The following is a 16,311-nucleotide window of genomic DNA, read 5'->3' on the forward strand; positions in this document are numbered from 1 at the left end:
TAAAGTGAAATAAAGTGAAGTAAAGTGAAGTAAAGTGAAATAAAGTGAAGTGTAGGTTTAGCCGAATTGAGAACCAAGCAATCGGAGGTTCACTCTTACAAGATACGTCCTGCGCCCACCACTTTCATAAACAAGCCGACATTAAGTCGGTTTTTTTGTGCCCGAAATAAAGTGAAATGTAGATTATCACTCCTGTAGCCGCAGAGCTTGCTCGCGTGAGAAGCGGAAGCTTCTAATCACTGATACTTTATTTACGAGCTTTGCTCGTCGCGTCAGCAAGCTGCACGCCTACAAGTAAAACCAACCCTAATCTTTAAATCCAAACTCCGAGCTTATTCATTTGTTGTAGCCGCAGAGCTTGCTCGCGTGAGAAGCGCCAGCTTCTAATCACTATATCTAAGCCCACTTAACCTTTTCTAAAGCTGCTCTTTAATATTACCTATGTTATTTTAAACGCCTTGTTTAAAAGGATATTGCAGTATGTTTAAAACCCTATTTATTACGTTATTTTTTATTTTTAGCGCTATTTTTATTCCAAGCGTGCAAGCCAACGAAGCTAACAACTCACTTGTAGTAGGTGCGCAGCAATATGCTAAATATTTACCGCAGTTAAAAAATAAACGTGTAGGGCTAGTAGTCAATCAAACATCAATTATAGGGCAAACTCACTTAGTAGATGCTCTGCTGGCTAAAAGCATAAACATAACTAAAATTTTTGCACCTGAGCATGGCTTTCGCGGCGATCACGATGCGGGCGCCCATGTAAAAAATGCCGTTGATAGCAAAACCGGTATTCCGCTTATTTCTATTTACGGTAAAAATAAAAAACCAAGCCAAGCTGCTTTAGCCGATGTTGATGTCATTATTTTTGATATTCAAGATGTAGGAGTGCGCTTTTATACCTACATAAGCTCTATGCACTACATGATGGAAGCCGCTGCAGAGCAGGGGATAGAATTTTTAGTACTCGACAGACCCAATCCAAATATTGCCTACGTTGATGGGCCAATATTAGAGCCAGAATTTAAATCGTTTGTAGGCATGCACCCAATTCCTGTTTTACACGGCATGACCGTTGGCGAACTTGCCAAAATGATCAAGGGTGAGGGCTGGATCAATAAAGCGGCCGATTTAAAATTAACTGTGATCCCTATTGATCATTACACTCGCAAAAGTACTTACAGCTTGCCTGTAAAACCCAGCCCTAATTTGCCTAACGATCAGGCGATTGCGCTTTACCCATCACTTTGCTTTTTTGAGGCAACGCCTATTAGCATTGGTAGAGGCACCGACTTTGCATTTCAAGTAATTGGCTATTCGCCAGTTGCATTAGGTGATTTTAATTTTACGCCGCGTGCAATTAAAGGCGCTGCTTTAAACCCTAAATTTAAAAGCGAAACCGTGCAAGGGCTCGATTTAAGGCAAGCAAATATTACAGGTCTAAATTTAACTTACTTAATAAATGCGTACACGGAGCTTAGTAAAAACAACATCTCGTTTTTTGAGCGCGCTGACTTTATGGATAAACTAGCGGGTACTAATAAATTACGCTTAGCTATTGAAGCAGGGCAATCAGAAGCGCAAATAAAACAAAGCTGGCAGGCGGGGCTTGCGCAATTTAAAGCGCAAAGAGCGCCTTACTTGCTATATAAATAAGGGCTAAGCATGTTTATTGCTTTAAAAAATCAAAGGTGTAGTTATATAAAACAAGCATTTATAGCGGCGTTAAGCCTTATTGTTGTGGGTTGTAGTACACCACCTGAGCCTATTAGCTCGGTGCTACCACTTACAAAGAGCCAACTTGTAGAGCTGCCTAATGCACAAGTGGTTGTAACGTTTCCTGAGGTAAATCCAAGTAGCCGGTTTTATGTAAATAACCGAGGAACGTTTAAAGCTTACAAAGGGCGCGGGCAATTATTAATACAAAACCACAACGCACAAAGCGCCGATATTTACATTAATAATCAAAAGCTCGACGTTAACCAACTAAGCGCCAACACTCTATACAATTACAGTTTGGCAAAAAATACTCACAATGGTGTTAATACTTTTAAAGTTGAAAATATTTTCCCTGTTGGCGCAAGTTTAACGCTACGTTTTGCATTTCCTACTTTAAGCGATGAGCCCATAAAGCTCGTAGATTTTAGTGAAGTAGACACATTAATTGAGCGTGATGTAAAAGCGGGTTTTCCTGGGGCTGTGTTGGCCGTTGTTAAAAATGGTGAACTAATAAAATTAACCGCCTATGGCGATGCAAAGCAATATCAGCAAAGTGATTTAATGTTACTTCGACCAGAGCCCATGCAAACTAATACCTTGTTTGATCTTGCCTCAAACACCAAAATATTTGCCACCAATTTTGCACTTATGAAATTAGTAAGCGAAGGGTTATTGGATATAAATAAACCCGTGCAAAGCTACCTAAGCGAATATAAAGGCGAAGGCCGAGCAAAGCGCACAGTAAAAGACTTACTCACTCACAGCGCCGGATACCCGCCAGTATTTGACTTTCACCGTAAAGATGGCAGCAATGGCGACGCGTTTTATTCGCAAAACAGTAAAACCACCAAACAGCTATTACTTACCAGCGTGCCTTTTAGTAGTAAATCATCTGGGCAGCATGTTTACTCAGATATTGATTACATGATTTTAGGCGTACTAATTGAGCGCATTACAGGGCAGCCCCTTGACGAATACCTAGAGCAGCAAGTGTACGCGCCACTAAAATTAACTAACACGTTATTTAATCCACTTAAAAAAGGCTTTAAGCCACAGCAATTTGCAGCCACTGAGCTTAGCGGCAACACGCGAGACGGGCGCATTAAGTTTGATAATGTTCGCACTGGGGTTTTACAAGGCCAAGTGCACGACGAGCGCGCTTACTATTCTCTTGATGGCGTAGCAGGGCATGCGGGGCTATTTAGTAATGCCCACGACTTAGCCGTGCTTTGCCAGCTATTATTAAATAATGGTGGTTACGGCGACCAACAATTATTTAGTGCAAGCGCCTTAGCGCAATTTTTAACGCCGCAATCAAGCGACGAAACCTACGGGCTTGGCTTTAGGCTTGCCGGTAACAACCAAGCAAGGCGTTGGCACTTTGGCCCTTATGCAAGCGCGCAGGCTTATGGCCACACAGGTTGGACGGGTACAGTGACCGTAATTGACCCCGCTTACGACTTGGCTATTGTTTTACTTACTAATGCTCGCCATAGTGCAATTAAAGGCTCGCTAAAACGTTACGAATTTGCAGGCAAACAATTTGAAACCGCACAATACGGATCGGTGGTGTCGCTTATTTATGAAGCGTTACTAAATCAATAAGCTATCGTATAGGTTAAAACGTACTAACTGTGCCACCTTAAGTGATTTATTTACAGGTGACTTGAGTAAGCCAATCCATTAAGCTAAGCGGTCTATAAAACTAAGCCGGTTTATGTTGTTAGGCTTAACAAATAAGCGTTAAAACGCGTACAAAGCGAGGTTTACTCGCTAATAATTAAGGTTAACTTTTTATGCATTGGTATTCTATTTTACCGCCGCTAATTGCGATTGCTATCGTGTTTTGGCGAAAAGAAGTGATTATGGCGCTACTTGTTGCTGTTGCTTCTTCTGAGTTTTTACTCGCCTTTCAGGGCGAAGGTAATAGCTTGTTTGACACTTTTTTAAATACCATTGAACGTATTATTTCGGTTGCCAGCTCGCCAGGTAATACACGCATATTAATATTTAGTATTTTAATTGGTGCACTGCTTGCCTACATTCGCGAATCTGGCGGCGTTGCAGCAACTGTTAATATGCTAATGAACAAAGGCATTGCAAAAAGTAAGCGCCAAGTGGGCTTTTTAACCATGTTTACCGGTATTGCGGTGTTTATAGAATCTAACCTGAGCGTACTTACCTCGGGTATTTTATCGCGAGGCTTGTTCGACAAATTTAAAATGAGTCGAGCGCGTCTAGCGTATATTATTGACAGCACCAGTGCGCCAGTGTGTATTTTAATACTACTTAACGGTTGGGGGGCATTTGTACTTGGTTTGTTAGGTAACTACGAGCTAGGTGAGTCGGCTGTATCGGTATTGTGGGGCAGCGTTGGGTATAACTTTTACGCCATAATCACCCTTGTTATTGTTTTTTACACCATCGCGTTTGATAAAGTGCATGGCCCAATGAAAGAAGCCGAAGAAAAACTAGAGCTTCAAACAACCGACTTAAAAGATGAAATAAAAGCCTCTAAAGCGCGTTACATGTTAATCCCGCTTATTACGCTCATTACCAGCATGGTTGGCTTTATGTATTACACCGGTAATGGTGTGTTGGCAGAGGGTAGTGGCTCTAAGTCAGTATTATACGCAACAGTTTTAGCTATTGTTGTGGCTTACTTTTTAATGATTGGCTCACGTAAATTTACGCACCATCAATTAGTTGATACAGGCTTTAAAGGCATGGGCGAATTAATGCCACTGGTCGCCATAGTACTGCTTTCGCTTACACTTGGTGCAAGCTTAAAAGAGCTGGGTACTGGCGTATTTGTAGCGTCACTTGTTGGCGACTACTTACCTATTTACTTAATCGTACCTGTGCTGTTTTTAACTGGCGCGGTAATGTCGTTTACTACAGGCACATCGTGGGGTACGTTTGCTATATTAATCCCAATTGGTGTGCCACTTATTCAAGCACTAGGTTTACCGCCATCGCTTGTTGTAGGTGCTATTTTGGGTGGTGGTATATTTGGCGATCATTGCTCGCCTATATCTGACACCAGCGCCGTATCGGCTATTGCCTCTGGGTGTGACTTACTCACCCACGTTAAAACGCAGCTACCGTACGCCTTATTTGGTGGTGGCCTTACGTTTTTAGCGTACTTAGTAACAAGCATAATTGTTTTGTAAAATTTGATTATTTAAATAGTCAAAAGCCTGCTTATTGCAGGCTTTTTTGTTTTTAAATTAAGACCGAGCCGAGTAATACCAAGCTTAACGACACTCTAACTATTAAATAAACTATTTAAATATAGACTTAAGTACCCGTATTTATATTTTTTAGGTTATTGTATAGCATGAGCTTTAAGCTTTTTAATAGCTATAAATTCTTACTTTTTAATACCAATTCGCTTAATTAAGTGATCTATTTTGAGGCTGGAAAAACGTGTTGATAGCTAGGCAAAAAATTTGCTATTTAGTTGTTCTAAATGAGAATTTTTTAACGCCGGTAGCGACATGTTTAGCCCCGTAAAATGATTAAGTATTATTGCGGATTGGTATAACTCATATAAGGCTGTAAATCCACACTATGTTTGCAATTGATAATATCATTCTCGTTAGTGCCATATTAATTTTACTAGGAGTGATCTCGAGCAAGTTATCTGCACGCGTTGGCTTACCTGTACTGGTGCTATTTTTACTTGTAGGTATGCTCGCAGGTGAAGACGGTATTGCAGGTATTTCATTCGACAACGCAGAGGCCGCACATGCTTTGGGTACTCTTGCGCTTGCCATTATTCTATTTGATGGCGGTTTACAAACGCCTACCAGTTCAATTAAACAAGTGTGGAAACCCGCGTCTGCTTTAGCAACCGTCGGGGTGTTATTTACCGCTGTAATTACAGGCCTTGTGGCTACTTATATTTTAGACCTGCCCATATTACAAGGTGTTTTGCTGGGCGCTATTGTTGGCTCTACAGATGCCGCAGCAGTGTTTGCGCTTTTACGAAGTGCGGGTATTCACTTAAACAAAAAGCTTAAATCTACCCTTGAAATAGAAAGTGCATCGAACGATCCAATGGCTATTTTTCTAACGGTTGGATTGCTCGAAATGCTTGTTAACGACATGCCAATAGGGCTGGATTTACTACAGCTATTTGCTCAACAAATGGGTGTTGGCGCTATTTGTGGTCTTTTAATTGGTAAGGTATCGGTTTGGTTTATTAATCGAATTAAACTAAATGCATCGGGTTTGTATTTAGTGATGGTAACCGCATTTGGGCTGCTTTCTTTTGGCCTTTCTGCAACGCTCGGCGGCAGTGGGTTTTTAGCTGTATTTATAACCGGCGTGATTTTAGGTAACAGCAAGTTTGTATATAAACGCGGTATTTTTCTGTTTCATGACGGCTTAGCATGGCTTGGGCAAATAACCATGTTTGTTGTATTAGGACTCCTTATTAATCCGTCATCGTTGGTTGATGTATGGCTAGAAGGATTGCTTATTGCATTGGCACTCATTTTTGTTGCTCGCCCATTAGCGGTAGCGCCTATTTTAAAACTGTTTGGCTTTAATAATCGCGAAACCCTGTTTGTATCTTGGGTTGGTCTTAGAGGCTCAGTGCCCATTATTTTAGCTATATTCCCATTACTATTTGGCCTTTCAGGGGCTGAACTTATTTTTAATGTTGTTTTTTTCGTGGTGTTAATTTCAGCCACATTACAAGGCTCAACAATGCCTTGGATGGCTAAAAAACTAAATTTAGTAGAGCCGCCGCCCGACCTAGCCGCTGCAACACTCGAAATCACAGCCCTAAACGATATTGATATAGAAATTGTAGAATACACCTTAAGTGACGTTTCTCGGGTTTCTGGGCGCAGCTTGTCACATGCCGCACTTCCTGAGAGTGTAGTTGTTGCTATGATCACACGGGGCCCGTCAATCATACCGCCACGAGGTTCAACTAAGTTAAAACCAAATGACCACCTATTTGTTGTTTTAAAACCAGATAACAGACCCTTTGTTGATTTAGTTTTTACAGCAACCGATAAAACAAACCATCAAGATAGCCACTTAGCCCACAACGAACTTAAAGTGAAAGGGGTAACGTTAGTAGGCGATATATTTTACTCTTACCACATGCAAATAGACGCCCCAGAGGGCATAAGCTTGGAAGAAGTGATTAACCAAAAGCTTTCAGGAGAAGTCAGTAAAGGCGATATTGTTGTTATTGGTAATGTGCAAATACGCGTTATAACAATGGTACATACGCGCATAGTTACCATTGGCTTAAAGTATTTAAACAATCCAGAGAAGCGACTTTTAAAGCAGTAATCATTAACAGTGATTTATTTAGCGCTAGGCTCACATTTTTAACGGACGTAGGTTGGGTTGAGTGACACGAAACCCAACGGATCTCCAATGCAAAGAGCACACCCAAAGCTGAGCATGTGTAGTGTTTACTGTAAGCGAACAGCTTGTTGACGCGTAGTGAGTTAGCCTGAAAAGTTAAATGGGAGATAAATACTTCTCCAAGTACTTAGTTTGCCGCCATTACTTTCAGTAAGTGCTTTTGGTTTTTACTAGATAAGAAACTTTGTAACTAAACTTTATATCTATTAAGTAAAATTACTCTAATATTTTTACGCTCATATTTATAAGTAATAATTGTTGGTGAAAGTTCTTATTGGGGCTTTCTAACCATATTCAGTACCACGAAACTTGACTATTCTAGTGCTTCGCTACTGCTTTTTAAAATCTATGATTATCAAGAGCTATGTGTAGGTTTTTTATATGTACTTAATAAAGTTTTTACTATAAGTTTATTAAGTTTGTTTCATAGACATCTATAATTAAATATATATACTAAGCGTGTTAGGACGTATTTTCGTCTCAAGGAGTTTAGTATGATAAAGAAGTTGAAGTTTAATAATTACCAATCTTACCTAAATGACACCGAACTTGATTTTAGTGTTGCAGCAAAATATGCAAATAGCTATTTTGATACTAAAGATAGTAATGGAATCAAATATGCCCGAGTGACAGCTGTATTTGGTGCGAACGGTTCAGGTAAGTCATCGCTTCTAAAGCCATTATCTTTTATTTCTTGGTTTATTTCACAATCCTTCCATGATTTATCAAAGTCTGATTCTATTCCTTTTCAGCCACATTTTTCAGCTAAAAAAAAGCCTACAAACATTGAAATTGAGTTTCAAATTGATCCTCCTGGCGAAGATTCCGAAAAATTAGATTTCAAATATACCTTAAAGTTAACCAGAGAACGTGTTTTGCTCGAAGAGTTAAAGCTTAAAACTTCACGCTTATATTCTCGTGTATTTAAACGGGAGTATGATGAGCAGAAAAGAAAATATATTAATGTCTCTTCATCTTTTTTAAATAATGATAGTCGGCTTAAGGATACGCCACATAACTGTTCTTTTATCTCATATATCGCAAGACTAAATTATGACTTATTACAGGATATAGAGAGTGAAGATATCGATGAAGGTAGTGAATCTATTTATGAAAAGCTAGGTATTATAGACGTTATTTATCCACACTTTTTTCTTTGTATATCTAACATTACAGAAAATGATAAAGCTGATTTCAATGGACTGCATCATGAAACTACTGAGGTGTTTTTAAAACAGCCAAAAATTTTTGAAGCGGTTAAAAACTTAATTTGTAAGTTTGATATAGGAATTAAAAATATTGAAATTAGATCTAAAACTATAATCAATATGAATAAAGAGGAAGAAGAAAGGAATATCCCATATTTTGAGCATGAATATAACGGAGAATCTTTTTTCTTACCTATATTCCAAGAATCAAGAGGCACTAAATCTGCTTACACATTGCTATGTCATATAATACAAGCACTAAACTTTGGTACGTTAGCAATTTTAGATGAATTTGATAATGACCTTCATCCAATGCTAACTAAAGAAATCATTGAGCTTTTTGCAGAAGAAAATAATGAAAAAAATGCGCAATTAATTTTTACCACGCATAATACAGAGTTATTAAAGACATTGCGTAAGCAGCATATTTACTTTGTAGAAAAAGAAGATTCTATTTCAGATGCCTATAGAGCGGATCAGATAGAGGGATTGAAAGAAAGAGATAATTTGAATAGTAAATACTTAACAGGCGCTCTCGGTGGCGTGCCAGATATACTATAGGGATTGTTGTTATGGCTAAGAAAAAAATAAGAAGAGTAATTTTAGTTGTAGGGGAAGGGCAAACTGAAAAAGCATTCTTAAACCATTTAAAATCTATTTTTAAAGGGCAATCTAAAGTTCAAGTTAAAAGTGCAGGAGGAAAAGGGCCTGACAACGTATTAAATAGTGCACTTGCAGAGTATAGGCAGGGAGCATTTTCAGAAATATGTATATTTATGGATAATGATCTACCTATACCGGCAAAGCTATTGAAAGAGTGTGATAAAAAAGGAATACAGATTATAAAGAATGAGCCTTGTGTAGAAGCTACTTTTCTTATGCTTTTAGGTCAAAAAGTTCCCCCTCATCCGAACAATAATAACTGCAAAAAAGAATTTTCAAAATATACCGAAAGCTCTACAACATGCTCGAATACATATAATAACCTTTTTCCTGCTGAATGTTATGTTGAGGCTGTAAATGTGATTCCGCAAATTAAAAAACTACAAGATTTCTATCTTAATTAGTTACCAATCAAACCGCCTAAGCCCCACACTGTTTAACCCCAGCACCCGCATGTTTAAGCGCTATAATCTGCCCTTTACCGTTATGCGCCATAGCCAACATATCACCCGTATTTAGACCACTTTCTACCGCATGTTTACCCTTTAGATCACTGAGCAGTGATTGCTTTATTTGCACTAGTGCCTCGTCATTACAGCTGGCTATGTACCAGTCGTTATCTACCTTTACGAGCGTACCGTATTCTATGTGGCGTTGTTGGTGGCGGCGTAAATCGTTAGCTAATCGGTTGTCGAGTGCGTGTTTTTGCTCTGTAATAGAGCTTGCATAGCTACCTGCTTGATTTATTTCGTGTGTTTTAATAATTGAATAGTCGTGAATGTCTATAGTCTTAAATACCCCGTTAAGTACGGTTTTAGGCTCAGTATTTATTACGTTGTTATTATCAAACACAATAAAGGCGAACACACCCAGTGCGCAGGCAAGGCTGGTTAGTTGTAGCGTAAAACTAAACCTTGTGGGCTTTTTAGGCTTTGTGTGCGTGGCTGTATTAAGTAGCGCTTTTTGTTGATCGCTTGTAAGTGTAGTGCGCTCTTTTCGCTCTTTGTAGTGTTGTGTGAGCTTTTGATCAAACGGCTCATCAGGCTTGTTCATTGTTTGCTCCTAATAAACGTTTAAGGTGTTGCTTGGCGTAGCGCAGCCTTGTTTTAATGGTCTCAAGGCTGCTTTGCGTTATAAGTTCTATGTCGGCGAGCGAAAAGCCTTCTTGTTGCAAGGTTATGGCTTCGCGCTGTACAAAGCTAAGTTGTTTTAGGGCGGCGTCGAATGTGTCATAACTTATGTTTGAGCTGCCTATAGTTAAGCCACTTTCGCTTTTATCATTTTGTGCTGCTAAATGCGTGTTTTCGTCAAGCTCTACAAAGTGCTGTTGCCTGCGGTATTCGTCAATGAGTGTGTTGCGGGCAAGTTTAAATAACCACGCTTTGGGTGTGGTTTGTGCTTGGTAAAGGTGGCGTTTTTCGATTACTTTTAGCCATGTTTGTTGGCTTACGTCGTATGCTAAATGCGTATTAGATTGCGTAACAAGGTAGTGGTATAAGTCGTTACTGTAGAGGGCAATAAGCTGCTCTAAGTAACGATTGTCGCCACTTTTTGCGTAACTTGCCATGCAGTCCTTGCTTGGCGTTTCAAATAACCATGACTTAATACTTAGTAGCATAGGCGTTTAGTCCGTTAAATAGAGTTATCTAATTTAAAATCGAGCTGTACAGTTTGACCTGTTTGTAATTGTGCCACACCTTCAATTACTTTGGGGCGATATTTCCAGCGTTTAATGGCTCTTATTGCTTCGCGATCAAAGGTACGTTTTGGTTCGGCATTAATGACCACTGGGTCGATTACCTCCCCCGTTGGCGAAATACTAAAGCTTAGTTGCACCCAACCTTCAATACCATCGCGCGCTGCTGTGGTTGGGTATTTAGGGTTTATGCGCACTATGGGTGTTGCATCCCCTGTTGGGCGATTAATGGTGTTGTTAATGTCGCCACCAAAATCGTCAATTGTAATCGGCGTAAAGTCGCTAATTGCCAACACAGGATCGGCTGATGTATCAAGCGGTGGAGCTTTTTGCGGCACTTTAGGCATCGGCGGTGGCGGCTGTATTTTTTGTATATGCCTTAGCTTTGAATCCTCAGGTGCCTGAAAAATTTCTACTATAATATCGTCCCCTGGTTTAACCGGTGCGCGTTGCTCGCCACTTATTAAATATTGCATAAACGCAAAAGCTGCAAAGGTCATTGCGGCGCCGCCAATAACGGCAGTCGATGTTTTAATAAATACTGGGTTGTTAGGTACTTCAAGTGTGTGCATAAGCCGCTCCAAATTTTATTGACCACTACAATTAGGGTGTTTTCAAAGCTATAACGGGTGGCAAATCAAAAAGGGGTGAAATAATTTTATAAAAAATGTGGGGTTTAGTTACAATAGCCATTCGCAAATATTAAAACTTAACTTTTTAGGCTGTTATGCAACTCATTGAAATAAATAAAGCGCGTTACCGTAAACATTTAAACCGTGTTATTGCAGGATGTGGTATTGGTTTGGCTGTAGGCAGCTTGGCTATATCGCAAACGCTGATTGCTTTATTTCCTGATGAAAGTGGTAGCCACTTTCATTGGAACTTAATAGGTGTTGCTATTACTAGCGTTGGGCTTGCATGGTTACTTCATAAATACCGTACACATACGTTTATGACAGAAGTTGTTTATGTGTGGGAGCTTAAAAAAGCACTTAATAAAATAACCCGTAAAATGGCTAAGTTAAAAGCCGCTGGCCGTGAAGGCAATGCCGATGCGTTATTAGCGATTCATTATAGCTATGCGGGCTCTCGGTTATTGTGGCAGCTAGACGATAATCTAATTACTATGGACGATTTAGCCATTAAACAAGCTGAGCTTGAATCTGTTGCAGCGCAACATAACGTAACGCTTAACGTTGAAGATTACGACGCAAGTATTTTAAAACAGTTTTAAAGCTTAGGTTTTTAAATTAGTTAGAGGAGCCTTAATGAAAAAAGTACTCATAGTTTGTTTAGGTAATATTTGCCGCTCGCCAACCGCAGAGGCGGTATTAAAAGCCCGCGCTAAAAAGCTAGGTGTTAACGTTAAAGTAGATTCGGCAGGGACTATTGGTTACCACGAAGGTAAAACGCCTGATAGTCGCTCAATGGCAGCAGGGGAGAAGCGCGGTTATAGCTTTAAAGGTATTTATTCGCGTAAAGTACGTACAAGCGACTTTACTGAGTTTGATTTAATTTTAGCGGCCGATACGCAAAATTTAGCTGATTTAACAGCGCAATGCCCTGAGCATTTACGCTATAAGCTGGCGCTATTTTTAGAATATGGCGAGCAAGCCCAAAGCGCTATTCCCGATCCTTATTACGGCGGCGATGATGGCTTTGAAAATGTGCTCGATTTAATAGAAGCGGCTAGCGATAAAATACTCGCTAAAATTTAATCCCTATTTTATTACTAAAGCTAAATTTAACGAGCTTTTTGTCGTATTGCACAGCGTCCCTAAAGTAAGTACATTTTATGCTTACTCAAAGGGAACTTTATGAAAATAAAAATATTACTACTCACTTTATCTATCGCTTCTTGTTCTACTTTTGCTAACGATGTTAGTTTTTCGATTGGGGGTGGCTATCCTTATTTAGTTATTCCTGAAGTGTCTTTGTCGGCTAACGACGACACACAACGCTGGTATGCAAACTATAAACTAGGCCTTGATGATGGATTTTCAGCCGGTTTTGAACAAGCAGTTAGCGATAATAAAAAACATGCTTTTGGCGCGCTTGTGGGCGCTATTGGTGCAAGAGATACAGACCAAGAGTGTGAAAGTTCAACTAATGATGTAGCAACTGACTTTGCTAATACGCTAGGTTGTGTAATTGGCGGTATTTTTGATGAAGAAACAACAAACGGAATAGGGCTTACGTACAGCTATAACTTTAATGGACTGAACAGCGCTGGTTTTAGATTAGAGCTAGATGTGGGCTATGGTAAAGCAAGCGACAGCAACGAAAAAAGAGCCGATGGCGGTATTAGCGTAAGTTACGAATTTTAACTACATAGAATTTGTATTAGTTGGTATTAAAAAAGGCGCATAAAGCGCCTTTTTTAATGAGCCGCTTTTAGTGGCGGTTAATTTTAAAGTCGAGCTGTACCTGAGAAATAGCGCTAACGGGTTTGCCATTTTCAAACTTTGGCGCGTAACGCCATTGCTCAAGCGCTGCTTTGGCTGACTTTTCAAATGCGCTGCCGCCTTCAGAGCTAAGTACTTTTGGGTTTTTTACAAAGCCAGCGGCGTCTACCTCAAACTCCATAATAACGCTACCATCGGTACTAAATCTGGCTTTGTTAACTGGGTATTTAGGATTAACACGATAGAGTGGTGTTTGCTCTTGCGATTCTTTCCATGGCACCATTTGAGCGATAGCGAGGCAATGTTTAGTTGCTTCTTCGCTTTTGCCTTGTTTTTCGTATAGACCTACAAGTTTAGAGTGAGCGGTTAGCTCAGCACTGTGATCGTATTTTAAGTTATCGTCAAACGCGGTAACTATGTTGTTTAAGCGCTCAATTGCCTGATTATACTTTTTACTACCTTCGGCAAATGCGGCTATTAAAAAATTAGCTTTAATTTGCTCTACCGAGCTACTAGGCAGATTTTCACGGTAGTATTCGTCGGCTTCTTCTAGGTAGTTTTTCGCTTCGCGGTATTTTTTAGAGCTAAACTTTTTAGCAAGCAGTGATGCCGCTTCTAGTTTCATGTCGGCTACAAATTTAGGCTTATTTTGTGTTTTAGCTATATCTATTACTTGTTCTAAAAAGTTAGCTGCTTTGTAAGCTGATGTTGTGTAGTTAGCTTGGCCGAGTAGTGCATCAATTGTTTCTATTGATAGTTTACCGTGGTTTGCAGCTAAAATAGTATGGGCTTCGTTATAGAGTGCAAAACGCTGTTCGTTTAGCTCATCGCCGTAGCCTTTTATTGCTTTAGCGTAATTAATAGCTAAGTTGGCGGTGTTATCTGAGCTTTCACCATAAACGGTTTTACCTGATGTGTAAGCAAGTTTGGCAGTTTGTTGTACGTTTTCGTCTACTTCAACTGCTGCTAAATAGCTTTGGTATGCTTGGCTAAATACCGTTTGAGGATCGCTGGCTTGGCTGGCGAGTGCTGTAGTGCTTAAAGTTGTTGCGCTTACAGCAGATAAACTTAAGCCTATAAATAAAGCGAGTTGCTGACGTTTCATAATAATCCCTATTAACTTTTAAATTGAAACTAGGTTGACGTAATTACAACAGTTTCTTATTAATATAATTTTTGACTGAATGGTAAAACTACTTAAAGGCGTTCAAAATACAGTTCAGCTTGAGTTGTTGCATTTACAGGTTTTCCATTTTTAAACTTTGGAGCGTAACGCCATTTTTTAACAGCGGCTATCGCTGATTTTTCAAACGCTTTAGAACCTTCAGAACTAATAACCTTAGGATTTTTCACAAAGCCATGGGTATCAACAGTAATCTCTAATATAACTATTACATGACTTTTAGTTTCACCGCGAGGGTATATAGGCTCGGTTATGTAGAGTGGATTTTGCTCTGAGGTATTTTTCCAGTGCGTATTTTTAGCAAAGGCTAAGGCGTGTTTAGTCGCTTTATCGCTTTCATCTTGTTTTTCATATAGCTGAACTAAGCCAACATGCGCATTAAGCTCAAAGCTTTGATCTAAATTTTTATATTTATCAAATAAGCCAACTATACGGTTTAGCCTTTTAGTTGCTTTGTCGTAATCTTTACGGCCACTCTCAAATGAAACCATTAAAAGGTCAGACTTTATACGCTCTACTGCATTATCAGGTAGCTGGGCTTGGTAATATTTATCTGCATCTTGAGCGTATTTTTTCGCTAAAGAATATTCGCTATGGCTAAACCCATAAAGTAATGTTTCTGCAGCTTCAAATTGCATATTAGCGACAAGGCCAGGGTCATTTTGTAATTCAGCGATTTTAATGAGTTGCTTAAAGTTTTTGACTGCGGTATCTGATTTATTCGTATGAGTGGCTTTGGCTAGTAGCGTATCCATAGTCTCTATTGAGTTTTCGCCATAGTTTTTAACTAAAATACGGTGGGCCTGTGAATACAAATCAAACCGTTTCTCTTCATTACCATACCCTATAGCCACAAGGTTCTTTGCAACATAACTGTTGATGGCTTTAGCGTAGTTAATAGCAAGCTTTGCCGTTTCATTGCTATTTTCTCCATATAGAGCGAGCCCTTTTTGATAAGCAAGTTGTGCTTCTTTTTCAGCTTGTTCTTTGGCTGCAACGAATGCTGAGTCAGTTTCTTCGGCGTTTGCAGATACAACTTGAATGCTATTTACTTGGTTTGCGAAAGTGTAGTTAGCAAAGGCTAATAAGCTTAATCCTATTGATATGGCGATCTGTTGGTGCTTCATAATAATCCCTATTATTTATTAGCCCATAAAATTACCAAAACTATCAAGGCCTGTCATTATTTTAGGTAAATTAAAGTAAACAAGCGAAGTTGTAATATTCGGGTTATTAATTGCTTAACAATCATTGAAAATAACGCCTGTCGTCGCCATATATTTGCCATAAACAGTCTTGTACTACGGTGTATTTATCCTATTTTGTGATATTATCACTTTATTGTCGTGTCGTAGTTATTTAAATATTTGGATTTGTCGTGGCGCAAGTAAGAGCAAGAGTCCAGCTTAATGTTGGCAGAAATAGTGATATCCCTGCAGAAATAATCTCATTTACTGATTTAAAAGATGGTAAAGAACATATTGCTATGGTGTTTAACAACGCTGATACAGAGCAAGATGTACCGCTTATTCGTATGCATTCAGAGTGTTTAACAGGCGATGTATTTTACTCATCGCGTTGTGATTGCGGCGAGCAGCTAAATGAATGTATTGAAATGATGCACGAAAAAGGCGGTATTTTATTGTATTTACGCCAAGAAGGCCGTGGCATTGGTTTATACAACAAAATTGATGCTTACGTACTGCAATCGCAAGGTATGAACACCTACGAAGCTAATAATCATTTAGGCTTTGCTGATGATTTACGTGATTTTTCGGATGCTGTGTTAATGCTTAATGCGCTTAATTTAAGCCACGTTAAATTAATGACCAATAATCCTAAAAAGCTTAACGCATTAAAAGATGCCGGTATTAATGTTGACTCGGTTGTGGGCACGCATGCGCACATTAAAGCGGGTGTTGCGGGTAATAAATCGTACCTAGAAACAAAAATTAAGCATGGCGCGCATATGTTAGATATTAAGAAAATTAAAAAACCTTAATCATTTAATTACGTTTCGTCTATTAATACCCCCTCACGCCA

Annotated in this window: 15 protein-coding genes; 10 read left to right on the plus strand and 5 right to left on the minus strand. The window is 39.3% G+C overall.

All coding sequences use genetic code 11. The annotated features are described in order from the left end of the window. The first annotated feature begins 480 nt into the window (after nucleotides 1-480). The 6 genes from GQR39_RS13175 (at nucleotide 481) to GQR39_RS13200 (ending at nucleotide 9,388) form a co-directional block, all read left to right on the plus strand. The gene (locus GQR39_RS13175) at nucleotides 481-1,656 is read left to right on the plus strand and encodes a DUF1343 domain-containing protein (protein WP_165735824.1); all 1,176 of its coding nucleotides are present in this window, start codon (nucleotides 481-483) and stop codon (nucleotides 1,654-1,656) included. A 9-nt stretch (nucleotides 1,657-1,665) separates the two neighbouring features. Continuing rightward, nucleotides 1,666-3,324, plus strand: coding sequence for a penicillin binding protein PBP4B (pbp4b, locus tag GQR39_RS13180; protein ID WP_165735825.1), 1,659 nt, complete (start codon nucleotides 1,666-1,668; stop codon nucleotides 3,322-3,324). A 191-nt stretch (nucleotides 3,325-3,515) separates the two neighbouring features. After that, nucleotides 3,516-4,892 carry a Na+/H+ antiporter NhaC family protein gene (locus GQR39_RS13185; RefSeq protein ID WP_007583783.1) on the plus strand — a complete coding sequence of 459 codons (1,377 nt, stop codon included), beginning with the start codon at nucleotides 3,516-3,518 and terminating at the stop codon, nucleotides 4,890-4,892. A gap of 400 nt (nucleotides 4,893-5,292) precedes the next feature. Next, nucleotides 5,293-7,035, plus strand: coding sequence for a potassium/proton antiporter (locus GQR39_RS13190; protein ID WP_165735826.1), 1,743 nt, complete (start codon nucleotides 5,293-5,295; stop codon nucleotides 7,033-7,035). A gap of 572 nt (nucleotides 7,036-7,607) precedes the next feature. Continuing rightward, entirely contained in the window at nucleotides 7,608-8,882 is a 1,275-nt protein-coding gene (locus GQR39_RS13195) for an ATP-binding protein (RefSeq protein WP_165735827.1), read from the plus strand. An 11-nt stretch (nucleotides 8,883-8,893) separates the two neighbouring features. Beyond that, entirely contained in the window at nucleotides 8,894-9,388 is a 495-nt protein-coding gene (locus tag GQR39_RS13200; RefSeq protein ID WP_165735828.1) for an RloB domain-containing protein, read from the plus strand. A 16-nt stretch (nucleotides 9,389-9,404) separates the two neighbouring features. On the opposite strand, the gene GQR39_RS13205 is transcribed toward GQR39_RS13200, so the two are convergent. Genes GQR39_RS13205 through GQR39_RS13215 form a run of 3 tightly spaced genes read right to left on the minus strand, consistent with a single transcriptional unit; the run spans nucleotide 9,405 to nucleotide 11,252 of the window. Next, complete coding sequence (locus tag GQR39_RS13205; protein ID WP_165735829.1) at nucleotides 9,405-10,037, minus strand: hypothetical protein; 633 nt, start codon at nucleotides 10,035-10,037, stop codon at nucleotides 9,405-9,407. After that, a complete protein-coding gene (locus tag GQR39_RS13210) occupies nucleotides 10,024-10,602 on the minus strand; it encodes a sigma-70 family RNA polymerase sigma factor (RefSeq protein WP_165735830.1) in 579 nt (192 codons plus the stop codon). The genes GQR39_RS13205 and GQR39_RS13210 overlap by 14 nt, the downstream gene beginning before the upstream one ends. Before the next feature lie 14 nt (nucleotides 10,603-10,616). Beyond that, a complete protein-coding gene (locus GQR39_RS13215) occupies nucleotides 10,617-11,252 on the minus strand; it encodes an energy transducer TonB (RefSeq protein ID WP_165735831.1) in 636 nt (211 codons plus the stop codon). A gap of 155 nt (nucleotides 11,253-11,407) precedes the next feature. On the opposite strand from GQR39_RS13215, the gene GQR39_RS13220 reads away from it, so the two are divergent. The 3 genes from GQR39_RS13220 (at nucleotide 11,408) to GQR39_RS13230 (ending at nucleotide 13,007) form a co-directional block, all read left to right on the plus strand. Next, nucleotides 11,408-11,914, plus strand: a complete 507-nt coding sequence (locus GQR39_RS13220) for a DUF3087 domain-containing protein (protein WP_007583795.1) — start codon at nucleotides 11,408-11,410, stop codon at nucleotides 11,912-11,914. Nucleotides 11,915-11,948: 34 nt separating this feature from the next. Next, complete coding sequence (locus GQR39_RS13225) at nucleotides 11,949-12,398, plus strand: low molecular weight protein-tyrosine-phosphatase (RefSeq protein ID WP_010555493.1); 450 nt, start codon at nucleotides 11,949-11,951, stop codon at nucleotides 12,396-12,398. 99 nt (nucleotides 12,399-12,497) lie between these two features. Then, nucleotides 12,498-13,007 (plus strand): hypothetical protein, encoded by a 510-nt coding sequence (locus GQR39_RS13230; protein ID WP_007583799.1) that lies wholly within the window; start codon nucleotides 12,498-12,500, stop codon nucleotides 13,005-13,007. Nucleotides 13,008-13,074: 67 nt separating this feature from the next. Here GQR39_RS13230 and GQR39_RS13235 read toward each other — a convergent pair whose 3' ends face one another. Continuing rightward, nucleotides 13,075-14,190, minus strand: a complete 1,116-nt coding sequence (locus tag GQR39_RS13235) for an energy transducer TonB (protein ID WP_165735832.1) — start codon at nucleotides 14,188-14,190, stop codon at nucleotides 13,075-13,077. A gap of 92 nt (nucleotides 14,191-14,282) precedes the next feature. Beyond that, on the minus strand, nucleotides 14,283-15,395 hold the full coding sequence (locus GQR39_RS13240; RefSeq protein WP_165722094.1) for an energy transducer TonB: 1,113 nt from the start codon (nucleotides 15,393-15,395) through the stop codon (nucleotides 14,283-14,285). 251 nt (nucleotides 15,396-15,646) lie between these two features. Between GQR39_RS13240 and ribA the strand changes: the two genes are divergently transcribed. Then, nucleotides 15,647-16,270 carry a GTP cyclohydrolase II gene (ribA, locus tag GQR39_RS13245; protein ID WP_165735833.1) on the plus strand — a complete coding sequence of 208 codons (624 nt, stop codon included), beginning with the start codon at nucleotides 15,647-15,649 and terminating at the stop codon, nucleotides 16,268-16,270. Nucleotides 16,271-16,311 lie beyond the last annotated feature (41 nt).

Source organism: Pseudoalteromonas sp. C8 (assembly GCF_011378685.1).
Lineage (GTDB): Bacteria > Pseudomonadota > Gammaproteobacteria > Enterobacterales > Alteromonadaceae > Pseudoalteromonas > Pseudoalteromonas arctica.